This window comes from Mycobacterium hackensackense (genome assembly GCF_025822555.1).
In the GTDB taxonomy this organism is placed as follows: domain Bacteria; phylum Actinomycetota; class Actinomycetes; order Mycobacteriales; family Mycobacteriaceae; genus Mycobacterium; species Mycobacterium fluoranthenivorans.
Genome location: NZ_JACKUC010000029.1, coordinates 579,770 through 598,997, shown reverse-complemented (window position 1 = coordinate 598,997; position 19,228 = coordinate 579,770). Strand labels below are relative to the sequence as shown.

Here is a 19,228-nt window from a genome sequence, read left to right as displayed (position 1 = left end):
TCATCTCCACGCGGCGGTCAACGCTCGCCGCCGGAACCGACAAAACGATTGAAGCGAGGCTGATTTCGCATGACTGACGACCGGGTGCTCTACGAGGTGGACGCGGACCACCGCATCGCCACCATCACCTTCAACAATCCCGCCCAGCGCAACTCCTATGACGCCGCGATGCGCGACGAGATCGCTCGTTACCTCGACATCGTCGCCGAGGATGACGACATCACGGTGGTGTTGTTGCGCGGCGCGGAGGGCGTGTTCAGCACGGGGGCGGATATGAACAACGCCTACGGCTGGTACGGACAGAAGGAGGGTGCCGACGAAGCTGCCAAGAAGTCCCGTCCGAGCCAGCGGCGTCGACTTACCGTGGACCGCAAGTCATTCGACTTCTATCACAACTTCCTGGGCTTCCCGAAGGTCACCGTCGGGGAGATCGGCGGCTACGCCCTCGGTGGCGGTTTCGAGATGGCGCTGATGACCGATATCTCGGTCATCGCCCGCGAAGCCAAGATCGGCATGCCCGCCACCCGTTTCCTCGGGCCGGCGCTGGGCAGCCTGCACATGTTCTTCCACCGGCTCGGTCCGGTGCTCGCGCGGCGGATGCTGCTCACCGGCGACATCATCGAGGCAGGTTCGATCGAACATCTCGGCATCTTCACCGACACCTGTGATGCCGCCCAGGTTCCGGCCCGGGCGCGGTACTGGGCGCAGAAGGCGGCCAAGATGCCCGCCGACGGCGTGGTGATCGCCAAGGAGGCGTTTCGGCTGGTCGAGCAGAGCCAGGCATACCAGGGGGAGGAGGTCGCCAGCTACATCTTCCACGCGTACGGCACCAATCTGCAGTTCTCGCCGGGGGAGTTCAACTTCGTCAAGACCCGGGCCCAGCACGGCACCAAGGAGGCGTTCCGGCTGCGTGACGAGCATTTCCACGTTCCGGAGCCGCAGTAGCCAACCTCACAGCGGGGCGCCTAAGCTAGGTGCTACGTTTACATAAACACTGGATATCGTAAAGGCGGAGAGATATGCCCCAACCCGTTGTCGTCGGTGCTGCCCGCACCGCCATCGGCCGGTCATTCAAAGGGACGCTGGTCAACACCACCCCGGAAGACCTGATCACCACGGTGCTGCCCGAGGTGGTGCGTCGTGCCGGTATCGCGCCGGAGGCGATCGACGACCTGATCTTCGCCGAATCCAACTACGGTGGCGGCGATATCGCCCGTTACGCTGCCGACGCGCTGGGCTGGGAGTCGGTTCCCGGTCAGGCCGTCAACCGGCACTGCGCGGGCAGCCTCACCGCGATCGGCAACGCCGCCGCGCAGATCGGTTCCGGGATGGAACGGGTGCTGCTGGCCGGTGGTGTGCAGTCGCTGTCCTCCTCGCCGCTGATGAAGTGGCGGGTGCCCGGGCCGGAGCTGACCTTCATCGAGCCGTGGATGACCCCGACCCACGTCGAGACGCCGGATTCGCCGATGCGCGATATGTCCATCACGGTCGGCTGGAACACCGCGCAGGCTGCCGGTATCACCCGTGAGGAGATGGACGCCTGGGCCGCGCGGTCGCATCAGCGCGCGATCGCGGCGATCGACGCGGGCAAGTTCCTCGACGAGATCGTGCCGCTGAAGGTGACCCAGGCGGACGGTTCGGTCATCGAGTTCAGCGTCGATGAGCATCCGCGTCGCGGTACCACCGCGGAGAAGCTCGCCGAGCTCAAGGTCCTGCATCCGGAGATCGAAGGATTCTCCATCACCGCGGGCAACAGCAGTGGCACCAATGACGCTGCCGCCGCTGTCGCGCTCGTCGCCGACGACTACGCCGCAGCGGAGCACCTCAACGTGCTGGCCAAGGTCCGGGCCTGGGGTTCGGTCGGCGTTGCCGCCAAGGACACCGGCCTCGGCGGGGTCAAGGTGATCGGGCACGTGCTCAAGCGCGCCGGCCTCAAGCCCTCCGATGTCACGCTGTGGGAGATCAACGAAGCGTTCGCCTCGGTGCCCATCGCCGCGGTCCGTGAGTACGGTATCGACGAGGAGTTGGTCAACTTCTCGGGCAGCGGCTGCAGCCTCGGCCACCCGATCTCGGCGTCCGGCGCGCGGATGGTCACCACCTTGATCTACGAACTGCAGCGCCGCGGCGGCGGCATCGGCGTGGCCGCGATGTGCGCCGGTGGCGGTCAGGGCGGCGGGCTCGTCATCGAGGTCTAGACACCGGACGTCGAACGTGAACTCGTGCGGGAGTTCACGCTCGACGTTTCGCCTTCGGCGGGCTGAGTTTGGCTGCGGCGTGGTCCAGGATGCATGTGAGCCCGTACTCGAAGTTGCCTTCGTCGGCGGCACCGAACGTGTGTCCCTCACCGGTGACCTGCGCCAGCAGCGGTGCCACCTCGGGATCGATGATCAACGTCTGGTCGTAGGCTCCCGGCCCGTCCTCCGCGTCGGCCTGATTCTTCTCGGCCAGCCGCTGCAGTACCACCGATCCGCGGACGTGCAGGGTCACCGCGGAGTAGGTGTCGAAGGCTTCTTCGGGGCTAAGGCCGGCCTCGACCAGGCCGGAGATCGCCTTCTCCATCTCCAGCACGCCGAGCTTGGCCGCGCGTGGGCTCAGCGCGGCCCGAATCAGGATGAGGTCGCACAGAATCGGGTTGCCCACGAACGTCTTCCGCATGGTGCGGGCATGGTTGCGCAGCGTCTCGCGCCAATCCTTGGCCTCCACGTACGGGGTCGCGAAGACATACTCGCTCAGTGCCCGGTCGGTCATGGCGTTGAGCAGGTCGTCCTTCTTGCGGAAGTACCAGTAGATGCTCGTGACGCCGACGCCGAGGTGCTTGCCCAGTAGCGGCATGCTGAGGTTGTCGATGCCGACCTGCTCGGCGAGTTCGAAGGCGCCCTTGATGATGTCGTCCGGATTGATGGACCCGCGCTCCCGTCGTTGCCGCTTCTCGGCCACCGGTTGCTTTGCCACCGCAGACACCTCCATCTGTTTTCCCGCCACCACATGCGGTGGGAGACCGTCAAGCTTACCGGTAGGCATACCGTGACGCGGGGTTCGCACACTTCCGGCCCGGTTACCGAAATGGCTATAGTAAGTTTTTCCGGGTGTCGGCTGAACCGGCATTCACGGTGACCGAATCAAGGCGATAAGCGAGGGATGAGCGTGGCGGACGAGATCCTCACCGAGCGGCAGGGGCGCACCCTGGTGATCACCATCAACCGGCCCGAGGCGCGCAACGCGTTCAACCTGGCGGTGGCCCAGGGCTTGGCGGCGGCGATGGACGAGCTCGACGACAGCCCGGAGCTGTCGGTGGCGATCCTCACCGGAGCGGGCGGAAACTTCAGTGCAGGTATGGATCTCAAGGCGTTCGCGTCCGGCGAGCTGCCCTACGTCGAGGGTCGCGGAATCGGTTTCACCGAGCGCCCGCCGCGCAAGCCGGTGATCGCCGCGGTGGAGGGCTACGCGCTTGCCGGCGGCACCGAGATGGTGCTGGCCACCGATCTGATCGTGGCCTCGCGCACCGCCAAGTTCGGTATCCCCGAAGTCAAGCGCGGTCTGGTGGCCGGCGGCGGCGGACTGCTTCGTCTACCACACCGCATCCCCTATCAGAAGGCGCTCGAATTGGCGCTCACCGGCGAGAATTTCACCGCCGAGGAGGCGGCCGCGTGGGGCTTCGTCAACAAGCTCACCGAGCCCGGCGAGGCCCTGGCCGGGGCGCTGGAGTTGGCGGAGAAGATCACCGCCAACGGCCCGCTGGCGGTGGCGGCCACCAAGGAGATCATCGTCAAGTCGGGCGAGTGGAGCCGGTCCGAGATGTGGCAGAAGCAGAACGAGATCATGGCCCCGGTGTTCGGGTCCAAGGACGCCATCGAGGGCGCCACCGCGTTCGCGCAGAAGCGCGCCCCGAACTGGACCGGTAGCTAGCGCCGCCGGCGGGCAGGAGCGAAGCGACCAGGCGATCGATTCACCGTGGATCTCGGGTTTGACGGGGCCGGCGCTGTCGTCGTCGGCGGCGGTCGCGGTATGGGGCTGGCCACCGCCAGGTGCCTGGCGCAGGACGGCGCGAAGGTCGCGATCGTCGGGCGATCCCGGGACGTCCTCGATACCGCCGCGCACGAGCTGACTCGATTGGGCAGTCCCGATGCGGTCGGTGTCGTCGCCGATATCGGCGACGACACCGATGTGCACCGGGCGTTCGACGAGATCGGCCGACGCTGGGACGGCACGCTCAATGCCCTGATCAATACCGTGGGCCCTGCTGCGGCAGGCGATTTCGAGGCGCTCACCGACGGCCAGTGGCAGGCCGCGTTCGATGCCGGTGTGATGGGCATGGTGCGTTGCGTGCGGGCCGCCCTGCCATTGCTGCGCCGTGCCGAGTGGGCCCGCATCGTCAACTTCTCCGCGCACTCCACCCAGCGGCAGAGCACCCGGCTGCCGGCCTATACCGCCGCCAAGGCCGCGGTCAACAGCGTGTCGAAAAACCTGTCGTTGCTGCTGGCCAAGGACGAGATCATGGTCAATGTGCTGTCCCCGGGCAGTATCTCGTCGGAGGCGCTGCTCGGCTGGGCCGATTCGGTGGGGATCGACGGCACCAACCCCTACCGGCTGATGTCGGCCATCGACGAGCACTTCGGCCACCCGGCGCACCTGCCGCGCGCGGGCCTGCCCGACGAAATCGGTCCGGTGGCAGCGTTTCTTGCGTCCAAGCGCAACTCGTATATGACCGGGGCGAACATCAACGTCGACGGTGGCAGCGATTTCGTCTGACCGGGCATGCCCACCGCGGTGACCACCCGTATTCGCGCCCGCTCCAAGCCGAACTTCCGGCCGTGGCGAAGCCCCCGCGTGGCGGGAGTTTTCCGCTGGTAGCGGGGCATACAGTGGCTTGCAGAATGCGTTACCGATAGGTATACAGTATCTATGGTCAGTGACACGTCGCCCTGTGATGCGGTCCTGTATGAGGTCACCGATACCGGCGTCGCGGTCATCACCCTGAACCGGCCCGAGCGGCTGAACTCCTGGGGAGCCGATATCTCCGCCGGGGTGTACGCCAGGTTCGACCGCGCCGAGGGCGATCCGGCGGTCCGGGTCATCGTGCTGACCGGCACCGGCCGGGGGTTCTGTGCCGGCGCGTACATGGGTGCGATGCAGGATCTGGGTGCATCGATCAGCGGTGACACCGACGTCAGCAAGATCGTCGGGGAACGTCATCCACACTTCCTGACCACCTTGGGCAAACCCGTCATCGCGGCGATCAACGGTGCCTGCGTCGGGATCGGACTGACCCACGCACTCATGTGCGATGTCAGGTTCGCCGCGGCCGGCGCGAAGTTCGCGACGGCCTTTCCGCGCCGTGGGCTGATCGGCGAGTACGGCATCACCTGGATCCTGCCGCGACTGGCCGGCTGGGGTGCGGCGGCGGATCTGCTGCTGTCCGGGCGCACCTTCTACTCGGAGGAGGCTCAGCAGCTCGGTTTGGTGAAAGAGGTTGTGGCGCCCGAGGATCTGCTCAAACGCGCGCTGGAATATGCCGAGGACCTGGCCCGCAACTGCTCGCCGGCGTCCATGGCCGTGATCAAGGGACAGCTCTACGGCGACGCCACCGATGAGGTGGTGAACGTCAGCTCCCGCGCCGAAGCCCTGATGCACGAATCGATGGTCCGGCCGGATCTTGTCGAAGGCATCACCGCATTCTTCGAAAAACGCCCCCCGAATTTCCCGCCGCTTGCTTGATTGGAAGGAATGACCATGACCGATACACCCGAGCGCTTGCCCTACTTGGCCGTCGATGTCGACAACCACTACTACGAGCCGATCGACGCGTTCACCCGGCACCTGCCCAAGGAATTCCGCAGCCGCGGCGTCCAGATGGTGCAGGACGGCAAACGTACGCTCGCGGTGTTCGGCGGCACGGTCAACCACTTCATCCCGAACCCGACCTTCGACCCGATCATCGAACCGGGCTGCCTGGATCTGCTGTTCCGCGGCGAGATCCCCGAGGGTGTCGATCCGGCCTCGCTGATGAAGGTGGACCGGCTGTCCGACCATCCCGAATATCAGAACCGGGACGCCCGGCTGACGGTGCTGGACCGGCAGCGGTTGGAGACGGTGTTCATGCTGCCGACCTTCGCCTGCGGTGTCGAGGAAGGTCTCAAGCACGATATCGAGGCCACCATGGCCTCGGTGCACGCGTTCAACCTGTGGCTGGATGAGGACTGGGGATTCGAGCGACCCGACGGCCGCTTCGTGTCGGCACCGATCATCTCGCTGGCTGACCCCGTCAAGGCGGTCGAGGAGGTCGAGTTCGTGATCGGCCGCGGCGCCAAGATCGTTTGTGTGCGACCGGCTCCGGTGCCGGGGGTGGCCAAGCCGCGTTCGTTGGGTGACCCGTCCCATGATCCGGTCTGGGCGCGGCTGGCCGAGGCGGGCGTCGCCGTGGTCTTCCATCTGTCCGACTCCGGGTACATGGCGGTCCCGGCGTTATGGGGCGGTAGCGGCGTGTTCAAGGGATTCGGCAAGCGCGATCCGCTGGACATGGTGATCATGGACGACCGCGCGATCCACGACACGATGGCGTCGATGATCGTGCACCAGGTCTTCACCCGGCACCCCGAACTCAAGGTCGCCAGCATCGAGAACGGTTCGTATTTCGTCTACCGGCTGATCAAACGTCTGAAGAAGGCGGCCAACAACGCGCCCTATCACTTCAAAGAGGATCCGGTCGAGCAACTGCGCAACAATGTCTGGATCGCGCCCTACTACGAGGATGACGTCAAACTGCTCGCGGCCACCATCGGCGTGGACAAGATCCTGTTCGGTTCGGACTGGCCGCACGGCGAGGGGCTCGCCGACCCGACCACCTTCACCGCCGATATCCCGCAGTTCCCCGAGTTCAGCCTGGAGGACACCCGAAAGGTGATGCGCGACAACGCACTCGAACTCCTCGGTGATGTGCACCGAATCGCGCCCGGTGTGGCACATCTGACGGTGCCGGCCTAGCCACCGCCGTGCCCGAGTGGACCATCGGCGCCGTCATCGACGCCATCGCCGACGCGGTTCCGGACCGTGAGATGACGGTGTGCGGATCACGGCGCACCACCTTTGCCGACGGTGCGGACCGAACCCGCAGGCTGGCGAACTTCTTGGCCGCCAACGGACTCGGTGCGCACACCGAACGCGGCGAGCTGAACCGGTGGGAGTGCGGCCAGGACAGGGTTGCGCTGTTGATGCACAACGACCTGTACCCGGAGATGGTCATCGGCGCCCTGAAGGCGCGCACGGTGCCGGTCAACGTCAACTACTACTACTCGCCCGGTGAGGTCGCCGACCTGCTGACGTACCTGGCGCCGCGGGCGGTCATCTATCACCGCTCGCTGGGTGCGAGGTTTGCTTCTGTGTTGCGCGATGCGGCACTGAGCGGCGATCTGTTGATCTCGGTCGACGATGGGGAAGGCCCCGAGCTGGCGGGTTCGATCTCACTGGATGACGCACTGACCCAAGGTGATACCGATTGCGTGGGTCCGGTGTCACCGGACGACCTGCTGATGATCTGTACCGGCGGCACCACGGGCCGTCCCAAAGGGGTGCTGTGGCGTCAGGGTGACATCTACGTGTCGTCGATGAACGGGGCCGATCACGACGCGGTCGAGGAGATCCACACCAAGGTCACCCATGCCGGGCCGCCCTGGTTCGCGGTGTCCCCGCTGATGCATGCCGCGGGAATGTGGACGGCGTTCTCCGGCCTGCTATCCGGCCAAACCGTCGTACTGCACGACACCAAGCCGAAGTTCGATCCGCGGACGGTGCTTGTCACGGCAGAGCGCGAGAAGATCGGCCTGATGACCATGGTCGGCGACGCCTATGCCGCACCATTGGTGGAGGAATTGACACGGCGGTCCTACGACCTGTCGTCGATGTTCGCGATCGGCACCGGCGGTGCCGCGACCAATCCCACACACCAACGGGCGCTGTTGGAACACATTCCGCAGATCACCATCATCAACGGTTTCGGTTCATCGGAGACCGGAAACATGGGGTTCGGGCACACCCGGCGTGAGACCCCCACCGCCGATACCTTCCAGCTGCGGGCCGGCGGTTTGGTGCTCGCCGAGGATTACTCCCGGTTCCTGACGCCGGGAGAGCCCGAGATCGGCTGGGTGGCCCGTAACGGGCGAATACCGCTGGGCTACTTCGACGATGCGGCCGGCACCGCCCGCACCTTCCCCGAGGTTGCCGGGCAGCGGGTGGTGGTCTCGGGTGATCGTGCGGCCCTGGAGTCCGACGGGTCGCTGCGGTTGTACGGCCGGGATTCGCTGGTCGTGAACACCGGTGGTGAGAAGGTTTTCGTCGAGCAGGTCGAAGAGGTGCTGCGTGCGCACCCCGGCGTTGCCGATGCTCTGGTGGTGGGTCGGCCCAGCGAACGCTGGGGTCAAGAGATCGTCGGGATCGTCTCGATACGGCCGCGGACCGAGGTGGGCACCGAGGAGCTTCGCGAACATTGCACGACACTGTTGGCGCGCTTCAAGATCCCGAAGGACGTGTTGTTCGTCGATCAGATACGCAGGCTCGGCAACGGCAAGGCCGACTATCGGTGGGCCAAAGAACTCGCGGTCGGAGGAGTCAAGGCATGACAAGTAGTGCCCGTCCAGTCATCGATTGTCTGGCCAACGTGCATTTCGGTGAGACGGAGAACCAGCCCGCCTTCATGACGAAGGTGCGCGACGACTATTTCAAGGGCCCGAAATCGATGTACGACCCCATCGATCTGGCCGAACTGCTCGACGAGATGGACACTCACGGTGTGCGGCGCGCCATCCTGATGGACTCGCTGGCCAAGCCGTCGGTGACGGCGCGCAAGTTCGTCGATGCCCATCCCGACCGCTTCGCGCTGGCGATGGGCGGGGTGAACCTGCTACGGCCCATCCCATCGCTGCGCGAACTCGCGGCCATCGCCAACGATCTACCCGTCGCGTATACCGTTGTCGGACCGAGTTTCTGGGGCGACGGACAGTACCCGCCGAGCGACGCGGTGTACTACCCGCTCTACACCAAGTGCGCCGAACTGGAACTGCCCTTGTGCGTCAACACCGGTATCCCGGGACCGCCGATCCCCGGCGAGGTGCAGAACCCGATTCACCTGGACCGGGTCTGCGTACGGTTCCCCGAACTCAAGCTGTGCATGATTCACGGCGCCGACCCGTGGTGGGATATCGCGATCAGGATGTTGATCAAGTATCAGAACCTTCGGTTGATGACGTCGGCGTGGTCGCCGAAACGCCTGCCGGAGAGCCTGTTGCACTACATGCGCACGCGTGGCAAGGGCAAGGTCATCTTCGCCTCCGACTTTCCGGTGCTGCGGATGGAGCGGGTGGTGCCGGAGGCGCTGGCCCTCGATCTTCCCGCCGACGTGCTGGACGACTACCTGTTCAACAATGCCGCGGAGTTCTTCTTCGGCGAACGGCCAGAGAAGGAGAAGTGATGGATCGCTTCGAACTGCGCAGACTGGATTACAGCCTGACCGCGGACCATGTCGATCTGCAGACCGCCTACCGGCAGTTCTTCAAGTCGCACTGCGATATCGAGACGGTGCGGGCGGCCGAGCCCAGTGGCTTCGACAAGAGTCTGTGGGAACGGTTGTGCGCCATGGGTGCCACCACGATGGCGCTGCCCGAGTCCGTTGGGGGCGATGGTGCCACCCTTGTCGATCTCACCCTGGTGGCCGAGGAGATCGGACGGGCGCTGGCGCCGGTCCCGTGGATCGATCATGTGGTCGCGTCCCGGCTCCTGGCGCGGTTGGGAGCGCTGGACTCGCAGGAGATCGTGCAGGGAACGCAGCTTGTCGCGTTCGGCCCGCAGCAGGTCCCGCCGTCGGGCACCCGGCTGATCCCGGCCGGATCCCTCGCTGACCGGGTGATCATCCGTGACGGCGAAGAGGATGCAGCGATCGTGCTCCTCGAGTTCTCGAGTCTGCCGGCCAAGGTGGACAACATCGGCAAGTTACCGATGGCGTGGGTGGACCCGGCCGGTGCGGACAACCGGATGGTACTTGCCAGCGGTGACACCGCCGTCGTCGAATATCAACGCGCACTGGATGAATGGAATCTGCTGACCGCGTCGGCATTGGTTGGCCTGGTCGAGGAGACCATGACCATCGCCGCGGAGTTCGCCAAGTCCCGCTACACCCTGGGCGTGCCGATCGGGACGCTGCAGGGGATCTCGCACCCGCTGGCCAATATCGCGATCACCGTGCAGAGCGGTCGCGGTCTAACCCGGCGGGCCGCGTGGTTCCTGGACAACGAGCCGGCCGAACGGCCCGAACTGGCACCGTCCGCATTTGTGTTCATGGCCGAGGAGGCCGCCAAGGCGGCCACCATGGCCGTGCACGTGCAAGGTGGGCTCGGGGTGTCGGCCGAGGCCGCGGCCACCGCCTACCTGGTCCGCGCCCGCGGCTGGGCACTGGCCGGTGGTGACCCCGGCGCCACGGCGATACACATCGCCCAGATCGTCACGGCCCGCGAGAGCCGGTCGGCCCAGAAGAAAGAGGGTTAGGCATGGATTTCTCCCGAGTCGAACTATCCGCCGAGGACGAGGCCTTTCGCGCCGAGGTGCGCGAGTTCCTGGCTGCCGTGGTGACCGAGGACGTCATCCGTCGCGACCGGGAGACCGGTGACAACTTCGACGAGGGTGTGCATCTGGCCCTCGCCGCCGCCGGGTATCTGGAGAAGGAGTGGAAGTCCGAGACCGACGGCGGGTTCACCCGGGTCCGTCGCCGCATCTGGGAGCTGGAGAAGCGCCGTGCCGAGGTGCCATGGGTGACGTGGGGAACCACCTCGATGGTGGCCCGGTCGGTGGCGAAATTCGCCCAGCCCGAGATCCGTGACGAGGTGCTGCGTGGGGTGTTCGACGGCACGGTGCGGCTGTGCCTGGGCTACACCGAACCGGAGGGCGGCTCCGACGTCGCCACGTGCAAGACCCGCGCGGTGCGCGATGGCGATGGATCAACGTGGATTATCAACGGCTCCAAGATGTTCACCACCGGCGCGCACAACTGCAAGTACGTCTTCCTGATCACCAACACCGACCCCGACGCACCGAAACACAAGAGCCTCACCATGTTTCTGGTGCCCCTGGATCTGCCGGGCATCGAGATCCAGGGTATCCGCACCGTCGACGGCGACCGGACCAACATCGTGTACTACTCGGATGTCCGCGTCGAGGACACGTACCGCATGGGCGAGGTCAATGGCGGCTGGACGGTCGTGCGTGAACCCCTGGACGCCGAGCACGGCGCGGTCGCGGCCGCCGATGACGGGCTGGCCGATGTGTCGATCATGATGCACCAGGCCGGATTCATGGTGGAGGCCGCCGACAACATCGCCGCCCTGGTCGGGGCGCGGGCCACCGAAGACACCTCGGTCGGCTATCGGCTGGGCCGCAGCATCGCCCGGATCGAGGCGTCGCTGTCCGCATCCAGCATCTTCGGACGGGTCGCGCTGGCGCAGACCATGCGGGATGTGGCACCTGATCTGATGGATATCGCCGGACCGGCCGCCGCACTGCCCATCGGAGCCGAGGGCGGGCTGGACGACCGCAGCGAGTACGTGTACCGCTTCGCGCCGTTGGTGGGGATCTACGGCGGGACGCTCGAGGTCTTCCGCAATATGATCGCCCAGCACGTGCTGGGGCTGGGTAAGCCGGCCTACGCGCCGCCGCGCCAGAAGGTGGTTTCCTGACGACCTGTCAGTCGGTCGAGTTGTCCCGCCCCGAGCGTGCGGCCCGGCGTTGCATCTCGGCGCGCTCCCGGCACCGCCGGCGGAATTCTTCTTCGGCACCCGGATCGGTGATCGGCTGCTCGGGTGCACTCCGATCCTGCGATGGGCGCCCCGCGATACACCACGCGAGCGCGCCTGCCACCGGAACGAGGGCGACCAGCAATGTCCACTGGGTGCGGGGGAGTCCGCGGATGCGCGATTCGTCAGCGCGGGCGATGTCGACGATGGCGATCACCATGAGCGCGGTGACCAGCAATCCCAGGTAGGGCACGGGCAACGGTCCTCTCGTAGGCCGGCGGTCAGTGGCGTGATCGACCGGATGGCGCAACGATGGGCCGACTCATATGCTGCGAATCTAGCAAACGCGGCGCAGGCTCGCGCCGCAGGACGGCCTGACCTGCGCGGACGTCACCCCCGGTCAGTTTCCGGCGGCGGCTGGGGTTCGAAGGGGTGGTACCACCACCATTGGGCGCGTTCCCCGGTCGGCCCGGGGTAGGGCGGGACCGCGGGTGCCGGTGTGGTGGGTGGGCGGGCCAAGGCTCCGCCCTCGTGTTTTCGGCCGTCGCTGTCGGTGACGACCAGCCGATCCGCGGGGCCGGTGAGGGTGAGGCCGCCGCGGTGATGCAACCGGTGGTGGAACGGGCAGACGAGTACCAGGTTGGACAGTTCGGTGGGGCCGCCGTCTTCCCAATGCTGGAGGTGGTGGGCGTGCAACCCGCGGGTGGCACTGCAGCCGGGGATCACGCAGCGGTGGTCGCGGTGCTCCAGTGCGCGGCGCAGGCGGCGGCTGACGGTGCGGGTGGTCCGGCCGGCGCCGATCGGTTGGCCGTGGCGTTCGAACCAGATCTCGCAGGTGGTATCGCAGAGCAGGTACGGCGTTCATCGTCGGACAGCAGCGGGCCCAGATGCAGTGATGCGACCGGCTTGTCGATGTCGAGGTGTACGACCACGGTGGTGTGCTGGCCGTGCGGACGCTGGGCCACGTCGCAATCCCAGCCGGCCTCGACCAGGCTCATGAACGCATCGATCCGCGTCGGGAACGCTTCCTCGGTGTCGGCGGGGTGTTCGGCGATCAGCGCGTCATGGTGGGACTGCACGGCGGCATCGAATTTCGCGGCGTCCAGCCGCGGGAGCCGGATCCGATAGGTGGTGTACCGCTCCCCGGTGGAGGTTGTGCTGACCTCGGGTCCGGATTCGGGCGGTGTCTCGGGATCGGGTCGCGGTTCCATCTTGATTGCGGTGCGTAATTGGCTGACGGTGGCCGCCGCAGCGAGTTCGGCGTAGTGCGCGTCGGAGCCTTCGGCGGCGCGTTCGGCGATCACCCCGACCTGATCCAGTGACAACCGGCCCTCCCGCAGGGCGTCGGTGCAGCGCGGGAACTCTTCCAGCCGCCGTGCGATCGCGACGACGGTCTCGGCGTTGCGCGGGGCGACCCCGGTTTTCCAGGCCACCAGAGCGGACATGGAGCGGACGCCGGTCAGGCCACACAACTCCTCGCGCTCCAATTCGGCCACGATCTGCACCAGGCGCCCATCGATCGCATTGCGTTGCCCGCACAACTCGGCGATCTCGTCGAACAACACCTCCAGCCGCTCTCCGGCGGCCAAAGATGTTGCGGTACCGGACATGACCCCAATTCTCGCAGAGGGGTACGACAAGGTGGAGCTAGGGAAGTACCCTGACCGGCACATGGCTCCAGCCCGCGACGTTCTGCATGTTGACGCGTTTGCAGCCGGACCAGTCCACTTCGTAGTGCGGCATGAAGTCCAGCATCCGCTCGAGTGCCACCCCGCTCTCCATCCGGGCCAACGCCGCCCCCAAACAGCTGTGGATTCCGTAGCCGAACCCGAGATTCTGCGCCTGGGTGCGGTCACGCGCGATGTCGAATCGGTCGGGATCCGTCCAGGCCCGAGGATCTCGATTGGCCGAGCCGCCCAGCAGGAAGACCGGCTTGCCTGCGGGAATGGTCACGCCGTGCAGTGTGACGTCCCGAAGCGCCCGGCGGACGTTGTACTGTGCGGGCGCTTCGAGGCGCAACAGCTCTTCCACGGCGAGCGGGATCTTGCTGCGGTCGTCGAGCAGCTTCTGCCATTGATCCGGGTTCTGCGCGAACACGACGGCCGCATTCCCCAGCAATTTGGTGACGGTTTCGGCACCGGCGCCGCCCAAAAGCATGGCGAATTCGGTGATTTCGAGGTCGGTCAGCGGTTCCATCGCACCGCCGTCGCGCTCGATCTCGGCGGCGATCAGGGTGCTCAGCAGATCTTCACCGAGCTCACCACGGCGCCTCTTGACCAGCCGGTAGTAGTAGACCGCCATGTCCACCCCGGCCTTCAGACCGGACTCGCTCATGTCGACCTGGCCGGGGTCCCGGTGCAGGAGATCGTCGATCCATACCCGGACCTTTTGGCGGTCCGGCTCGGGCACGCCCTGCATGATGGTCATCACGTCGACTGGGAACCGCGCCGAGAAGTCCTGGACGAAGTCGAACCCGCGCGGGTCGACCGCCGCCAAGTGCCGCTCGACCGACGAGGTCACCAACTCGCGGCGCGCCTCGATGGCGCGCGGGGTGAAGACCTTGTTGAGCAGGCTGCGCATCCGGCGATGCGCCGGCGGGTCCATGGCGATGATCGACCCGTGTTCGGTCACTTCGCCTTTGCGTACCTGCGCCAGATCGACACCGTAAGCGGAGGAGAAGGTTTCGTAATCCTTGAACGCCGCAGCGACGTCCTCGTGCCGGGACAACGCATAGAAGTCGTACCGACCGCTGTAATAGACCGGGGTCTCCTGCCGCATCCGGCGATAGATGTCATACGGATTCGCGAAGAAGTCCTCGGAGAACGGGTCGAATTCGACCTTGGGTGAGGTCGCCGTGGTCATGGCTCAGATCTCGGCCAGGGCGGGCGGCTGCGCCGCGGCGGGGTCGGGATTCGCCAACGGCAGGCCCATGAACCGGCGCGCGTTGTCACCCATGAAGTCGTAGGTGCGACGTACGTCCATGCCTTCGGCGTACTTCCAGAAGCCCTTCGGCTCGGCAAGCCCCTCCGGGTGTGGGTAGTCCGAACCGAACATGACCTTGTCCCAGCCCACGGTGTTCACCACATCGGACACACAGCCCTCCCAGAACGGGCTGACCCAGATATTGCGCCGGAACACGTCGTGCGGGTGTTCGGGGAAGTTCTGCGGCATCTTCTTCTGCAGGTCCTCGAAATCGTTGAACAGCGGGAAGATCCAGCCACTGCCGTTCTCCACGCTGGCGACGCGCAGCTTGGGGAACCGGGTCAGGGTGCCGTGGCAGATGAGAGCGGTGATCATATCGGCGATCTCGCGGTGGCCCAGCACCATCCAGCGGAAGGCGCTCTGCGTCATGAAGTTCTGCGTGTACGGCGGTTCCCACTTGCCGACGTAGTCGTCCAAAGGTGGGTAGCTGGCGTGCAGCACGATGGGTAACCCGGCGGCTTCGACATCACGCCAGAACGGGTCGAATTCGGGGAGAGCGGGGGAGCGCCAGCCGTGCAGTCCGTTCACCGGACCGGGCTTGATGAGCGCCACTTTCGCGCCGCGCTCGAGTAGCCAGGCGAGCTCGCGCTGGGCGGCATCGACCTCGGAGAGGTTGATGATCGGTGTGGTGAACACCCGGTTTTCGTAGTTGAACCCCCAGTGCTCGTGAATCCACTCGTTGAGCGCGTGGATGATCGCCAGGGTCAGGGCCGGGTCATCGGCACTGGAGTGCTCTACCAGGCTGCCCAGGGTGGGGTAGTTCAACGCCTCGGTCACCCCCTGGCGGTCCAGCTCCTTGAGCCGTGCGACCGGATTCCGGGTCGCCTCGGGTGCCTCGACGGCCTGGCCTTGCATCTCGCGCAGGGTCTGGCCTTCGGTGTTCTCACCCGCGAAGAACTTCTCGTGCGCTCCGGGGGCGGCCACCCGTTCGAAGGTGGGGTTGGGGATGAAGTCGGTCACGCGGTTGTTGATCACGATGCGGGTCTGCTTGCCGAACTGTCCGTACTGCACGGCGCGGCTGTACTTCTCCGGTAGGAATTTCGTCAACGCGTCGCCGGTCTCGTACATGTGTTGGTCCGCGTCGAAGATCGGTGCGTCCCGGAACTGTTGGGTCATCGGGGTTTGCCTTTCTCAGGATGCCGAGATCGACGAAATGGCCGGATCTACTCGCACTTTGCGGCCCGTGTGTTCATTTCGGCGGGGGGTGGGTCAGAGCGTCAGGATGGTGGCGCCGGCGGTGCCGGGGGCGCCGTAGAGCTGGGCGAAGCCGACTCGCGGTGTGCCGGGGACCTGACGATCACCGGCCTCGCCACGGAGCTGGCGCACCAGTTCGTGGATCTGCCGCAGACCGGACGCGCCGATCGGTTCGCCGTTGGCGATCAATCCGCCGTCGGTGTTGATGGGCAGTGAGCCGCCGATCTCGGTGGCGCCGTCGGCGAGGAGCTTCTCCTGGTCGCCGTCGGCGCAGAATCCGCATTCGGCCATATGGATGATCTCGGCGCCGGCATCGGTGTCCTGTAGCTGCACGATATCGACGTCCTCGGGTGCGACACCGGACTTTTCGAATGCGGCTCGGGCGGCGTACACGGTGGGTGCCACGTCTTCTTCCACCGGCGCGCACGTGGTGTTCACCTCATAAGCCCCGTAGCGGCGGGTGCGGATCTCCACGGCCTTGAGGTACACCGGCTTGGAGGTGTAGCGGTGCGCGATGTCGGCGCGACACATGACCACCGCGGCGGCGCCTTCATCGGGCGCACAGAACATGTACTGCGTCAGCGGATAGTTCAGCATGGTCGAGTTGAGGATGTCGTCCTCGGCGATCGGCTTGCGCCGGAAAGCATTCGGATTGAGTGCGCCGTTGCGCAGGTTCTTGTTGGCCACCTTGGCCAGCGTGCGCGACGATATGTGGTGGTCGTGCAGGTAGCGGTTGGCCTTCATGCCGAAGAACTGGGTGGTCAGGTATTGGCCGTTCTCGGCGTACCAGCTCGGCATCCCGACCAGCGCCGGATCCTCGGTGAACGCGCCGCGCGGGTGTTTGTCCAGCCCGACGGCGATGCCGATGTCGTAGTCGCCGAGCCGGATACCGTCGGCGCACACCTTGACCGCGGACGCGGAGGTGGCGCACGCGTTGAACACATTGGTGAACGGGATTCCGGACAGCCCCACCATGCCGACGATGGCGTCGGGGTTGGCGACCGTCCAGCTGCCGCCCGTTGCCGCTTGGATGTGGCGCCATTCGACTCCCGCGTCGGCGACGGCCGCAAAAATCGCGTCCACTCCCATTTCCATGGCGGACTTGCCCTCGAACCGGCCGAACGGGTGCAGGCCGACCCCGATGATCGCTACGTCGTTCACGCCGGCGCTCATCAGTCCTCCTGCACAGGGGCGAACGCGAACGTGATGATGTCGTTGCCCTCGGCATCGGTGGCCAACGGCACCATGGTCAGTTCGACGTGCTGGCCGAACCGCAGTGCGGCGGGGTCGTTCTCGGTCAACCGGCCCTCAACCCGGACCACATCTCCCAGCTGGACCAGCCCCACACCGAACGGCACGAAATCCTTGCCGGTCGGACCCTTGTACGGCGGGCCTGGCGGGAAACCCTGGGTGGTCCAGGCCACCAGGGTGCCGCGGCGGGGCAGCGGTTCAGCGGTCATCGTGTCACTGCTGCATTTCGGGCAGCGGTGCTGCACCGGGAACGTGGTGGCGGCGCAGGCGCCGCAGCGGCTGCCGATCAGCGCTGGATCGGCAGCCGGCCATGTCGAGATCTCCGGTGCCAGTGCTGTCTGCATGGGCGCGCCTCCTGCCGATTCGGTGAACTGTAGAAGCCAACTGTAATTCTTACAGTATCGTATATCGGGTCTGGTCGGTAAGGCCACGAAGCCGGGGTGAGGGAGGTTGTGGTGAGCGAGCTCGTCGCAGAGCAGAGCACGAGCGTGGAGATCGGGCGGCGTGCGGCGAGCCGTGCGGAGAAACGCATGTTGATCGATGGTCGGTTGGTGGCGGCCGCCTCCGGCGCCGAGTTCGACAATGTCAGCCCGGCGACCGGGCTGGTGCTGGGCGCGACCGCGGCCGCCGATGCCGAGGATATGGACGCCGCGATCGGCGCCGCCAGGCGCGCCTTCGATGAGAGCGAGTGGTCGACCAATCGCGCACTGCGCCGGCGTGTGCTGCTGCAACTGCAGGATGCCATCGAGGTCGAAATGGAGTATCTGCGTGAGGAACTGATCGCCGAGGTCGGATGCCCGGCCATGACGACGCAGAACGCACAACTGGACTGGCCGCTCGCCGATGCGCTGCGCTACCCCGCCCGACTGATCGATGAATTCGAATGGGAGCGCGCACTCGTGGGGGGCGGCCTGTTCGGTGAGCGCAACGCCCGGACGGTGGTCAAGGAACCGGTCGGTGTGGTCGCGGCGATCACACCGTCGAACTTCCCCATCGAGGTCATCCTCAACAAGCTCGGCCCGGCCCTGGCGGCCGGTAACACGGTGGTGCTCAAACCGGACCCGAACACGCCCTGGAACGCCACCCGGCTGGGTCGTCTGATCGCCGAACATACCGACATCCCGCCAGGTGTGGTCAATGTGGTGCCGACGCCGTCCAACGAGGTGGCCGGCCGGCTCGGCACCGACCCGCGCGTGGACATGGTGTCGTTCACCGGGTCGACCGCCGTGGGCAAGCACCTCATGCGGGTCGGTGCGGACACCATGAAGCGTACATTCCTCGAATTGGGCGGCAAGTCCGCGATGATCGTGCTCGACGACGCCAACCCGGCGCACATCATCCCCGGCGCCATCGGCGCCTGCGTGCACGCCGGTCAGGCGTGTGCGGCCAACACCCGGATGCTGGTGCACCGCAGCCTGTTCGATGAGGCCGTCGCCGAGGTGGCGATGGCCTTCGGCGCGGTGCCGGTCGGCGATCCGGTACTGCCCACCACGCTGGTGGGCCCATTGATCAGTGCAGCCCAGAAACAGCGGGTGCTCGACGCCATCGAGGGCGCGCGCCGCGACGGTGCCGAGATCGTGGTGGGCGGCGCTGTGCCCGAGGGGTTGCCGGCTCATCTGGCCGGTGGACACTTCGTGGCGCCCACGGTCATCGTCGGGGCGCATCCGTCGTCGTCGATCGCGCAGGACGAGGTGTTCGGTCCGGTCCTGGTGCTCATCCCGTTCGACGATGACGACGAAGCGGTACGGCTGGCCAACGGCAGTGCTTTCGGCCTGGCCGGAGCGGTGGTGTCGGCATCGTCGGAGCGTGCCATGGCTGTGGCACGCCGGATCCGGAGCGGCGCCGTCGGTGTCAACGGCGGCATGTACTACGGAGCCGACGCTCCGTTCGGCGGCTACAAGAACAGCGGTGTCGGCCGGCAGTGCGGTATCGAGGGCTTTGCGCAGTACACCGAGACCAAGACGATCGGATGGCGACTGCCCCGGCAGTCCGCATAGCAGAAAGTGGCCACGAATGGGGAAGTCGGACAA

At 66.1% G+C, this 19,228-nt stretch carries 17 protein-coding genes and 1 pseudogene; 11 read left to right on the top strand and 7 right to left on the bottom strand.

From position 1 onward, the window contains the following. The first annotated feature begins 69 nt into the window (after positions 1 to 69). Positions 70 to 945, top strand: a complete 876-nt coding sequence (locus H7J86_RS05995; protein ID WP_267289878.1) for an enoyl-CoA hydratase/isomerase family protein — start codon at positions 70 to 72, stop codon at positions 943 to 945. A gap of 74 nt (positions 946 to 1,019) precedes the next feature. Further along, on the top strand, positions 1,020 to 2,195 hold the full coding sequence (locus tag H7J86_RS05990) for a thiolase family protein (protein ID WP_090364833.1): 1,176 nt from the start codon (positions 1,020 to 1,022) through the stop codon (positions 2,193 to 2,195). Positions 2,196 to 2,229: 34 nt separating this feature from the next. Here the strand turns inward: H7J86_RS05990 and H7J86_RS05985 are convergent, their stop codons facing one another. Beyond that, on the bottom strand, positions 2,230 to 2,967 hold the full coding sequence (locus H7J86_RS05985; RefSeq protein WP_267289876.1) for a TetR/AcrR family transcriptional regulator: 738 nt from the start codon (positions 2,965 to 2,967) through the stop codon (positions 2,230 to 2,232). A 171-nt stretch (positions 2,968 to 3,138) separates the two neighbouring features. On the opposite strand from H7J86_RS05985, the gene H7J86_RS05980 reads away from it, so the two are divergent. From H7J86_RS05980 to H7J86_RS05945, 8 genes are all read left to right on the top strand, one after another. Continuing rightward, positions 3,139 to 3,906, top strand: coding sequence for a crotonase/enoyl-CoA hydratase family protein (locus H7J86_RS05980; RefSeq protein WP_276064979.1), 768 nt, complete (start codon positions 3,139 to 3,141; stop codon positions 3,904 to 3,906). Positions 3,907 to 3,951: 45 nt separating this feature from the next. Beyond that, positions 3,952 to 4,749: an SDR family NAD(P)-dependent oxidoreductase gene (locus H7J86_RS05975; protein ID WP_267289874.1), complete on the top strand. Its 798-nt coding sequence runs from the start codon at positions 3,952 to 3,954 to the stop codon at positions 4,747 to 4,749. A 153-nt stretch (positions 4,750 to 4,902) separates the two neighbouring features. After that, positions 4,903 to 5,715: an enoyl-CoA hydratase gene (locus tag H7J86_RS05970; protein WP_267289872.1), complete on the top strand. Its 813-nt coding sequence runs from the start codon at positions 4,903 to 4,905 to the stop codon at positions 5,713 to 5,715. A gap of 15 nt (positions 5,716 to 5,730) precedes the next feature. Then, positions 5,731 to 6,981 carry an amidohydrolase family protein gene (locus H7J86_RS05965; RefSeq protein WP_267289870.1) on the top strand — a complete coding sequence of 417 codons (1,251 nt, stop codon included), beginning with the start codon at positions 5,731 to 5,733 and terminating at the stop codon, positions 6,979 to 6,981. Between the two features lie 8 nt (positions 6,982 to 6,989). Beyond that, entirely contained in the window at positions 6,990 to 8,612 is a 1,623-nt protein-coding gene (locus tag H7J86_RS05960; protein WP_267289868.1) for an acyl-CoA synthetase, read from the top strand. Then, positions 8,609 to 9,460, top strand: a complete 852-nt coding sequence (locus H7J86_RS05955) for an amidohydrolase family protein (protein WP_267289866.1) — start codon at positions 8,609 to 8,611, stop codon at positions 9,458 to 9,460. The genes H7J86_RS05960 and H7J86_RS05955 overlap by 4 nt, the downstream gene beginning before the upstream one ends. Next, complete coding sequence (locus H7J86_RS05950) at positions 9,460 to 10,530, top strand: acyl-CoA dehydrogenase family protein (protein ID WP_267289864.1); 1,071 nt, start codon at positions 9,460 to 9,462, stop codon at positions 10,528 to 10,530. Before H7J86_RS05955 ends, H7J86_RS05950 begins: the two co-directional genes overlap by 1 nt. Before the next feature lie 2 nt (positions 10,531 to 10,532). Next, on the top strand, positions 10,533 to 11,714 hold the full coding sequence (locus H7J86_RS05945; RefSeq protein ID WP_187098836.1) for an acyl-CoA dehydrogenase family protein: 1,182 nt from the start codon (positions 10,533 to 10,535) through the stop codon (positions 11,712 to 11,714). A gap of 7 nt (positions 11,715 to 11,721) precedes the next feature. Here the strand turns inward: H7J86_RS05945 and H7J86_RS05940 are convergent, their stop codons facing one another. The 6 genes and pseudogenes from H7J86_RS05940 to H7J86_RS05915 form a co-directional block, all read right to left on the bottom strand. Continuing rightward, complete coding sequence (locus H7J86_RS05940) at positions 11,722 to 12,024, bottom strand: PLD nuclease N-terminal domain-containing protein (protein WP_090364846.1); 303 nt, start codon at positions 12,022 to 12,024, stop codon at positions 11,722 to 11,724. 137 nt (positions 12,025 to 12,161) lie between these two features. Next, a pseudogene (locus tag H7J86_RS05935) lies at positions 12,162 to 13,381 on the bottom strand (HNH endonuclease signature motif containing protein). A gap of 37 nt (positions 13,382 to 13,418) precedes the next feature. Beyond that, complete coding sequence (locus tag H7J86_RS05930) at positions 13,419 to 14,633, bottom strand: cytochrome P450 (RefSeq protein WP_090357195.1); 1,215 nt, start codon at positions 14,631 to 14,633, stop codon at positions 13,419 to 13,421. A 3-nt stretch (positions 14,634 to 14,636) separates the two neighbouring features. Next, on the bottom strand, positions 14,637 to 15,869 hold the full coding sequence (locus tag H7J86_RS05925; protein WP_090357193.1) for an amidohydrolase family protein: 1,233 nt from the start codon (positions 15,867 to 15,869) through the stop codon (positions 14,637 to 14,639). Positions 15,870 to 15,962: 93 nt separating this feature from the next. Beyond that, a complete protein-coding gene (locus H7J86_RS05920) occupies positions 15,963 to 17,108 on the bottom strand; it encodes a thiolase family protein (RefSeq protein ID WP_267290605.1) in 1,146 nt (381 codons plus the stop codon). 11 nt (positions 17,109 to 17,119) lie between these two features. Further along, positions 17,120 to 17,542, bottom strand: coding sequence for a Zn-ribbon domain-containing OB-fold protein (locus H7J86_RS05915; RefSeq protein ID WP_090357189.1), 423 nt, complete (start codon positions 17,540 to 17,542; stop codon positions 17,120 to 17,122). A gap of 186 nt (positions 17,543 to 17,728) precedes the next feature. Here H7J86_RS05915 and H7J86_RS05910 point away from each other — a divergent pair, with 186 nt between their 5' ends. Then, entirely contained in the window at positions 17,729 to 19,195 is a 1,467-nt protein-coding gene (locus H7J86_RS05910) for an aldehyde dehydrogenase family protein (RefSeq protein ID WP_276065096.1), read from the top strand. The last annotated feature ends 33 nt before the right edge of the window (positions 19,196 to 19,228 follow it).

Excerpts from the sequence above, each read along its gene's own strand:
- H7J86_RS05950 (WP_267289864.1), top strand. The coding sequence starts at position 9,460 with ATGGATCGCTTCGAACTGCGCAGACTGGATTACAGCCTGACCGCGGAC.
- H7J86_RS05965 (WP_267289870.1), top strand. The coding sequence starts at position 5,731 with ATGACCGATACACCCGAGCGCTTGCCCTACTTGGCCGTCGATGTCGAC.
- H7J86_RS05980 (WP_276064979.1), top strand. The coding sequence starts at position 3,139 with ATGAGCGTGGCGGACGAGATCCTCACCGAGCGGCAGGGGCGCACCCTG.
- H7J86_RS05985 (WP_267289876.1), bottom strand. The coding sequence starts at position 2,967 with ATGGAGGTGTCTGCGGTGGCAAAGCAACCGGTGGCCGAGAAGCGGCAA.
- H7J86_RS05910 (WP_276065096.1), top strand. The coding sequence starts at position 17,729 with ATGTTGATCGATGGTCGGTTGGTGGCGGCCGCCTCCGGCGCCGAGTTC.
- H7J86_RS05945 (WP_187098836.1), top strand. The coding sequence starts at position 10,533 with ATGGATTTCTCCCGAGTCGAACTATCCGCCGAGGACGAGGCCTTTCGC.
- H7J86_RS05970 (WP_267289872.1), top strand. The coding sequence starts at position 4,903 with ATGGTCAGTGACACGTCGCCCTGTGATGCGGTCCTGTATGAGGTCACC.
- H7J86_RS05990 (WP_090364833.1), top strand. The coding sequence starts at position 1,020 with ATGCCCCAACCCGTTGTCGTCGGTGCTGCCCGCACCGCCATCGGCCGG.
- H7J86_RS05995 (WP_267289878.1), top strand. The coding sequence starts at position 70 with ATGACTGACGACCGGGTGCTCTACGAGGTGGACGCGGACCACCGCATC.
- H7J86_RS05930 (WP_090357195.1), bottom strand. The coding sequence starts at position 14,633 with ATGACCACGGCGACCTCACCCAAGGTCGAATTCGACCCGTTCTCCGAG.
- H7J86_RS05955 (WP_267289866.1), top strand. The coding sequence starts at position 8,609 with ATGACAAGTAGTGCCCGTCCAGTCATCGATTGTCTGGCCAACGTGCAT.
- H7J86_RS05915 (WP_090357189.1), bottom strand. The coding sequence starts at position 17,542 with ATGCAGACAGCACTGGCACCGGAGATCTCGACATGGCCGGCTGCCGAT.
- H7J86_RS05925 (WP_090357193.1), bottom strand. The coding sequence starts at position 15,869 with ATGACCCAACAGTTCCGGGACGCACCGATCTTCGACGCGGACCAACAC.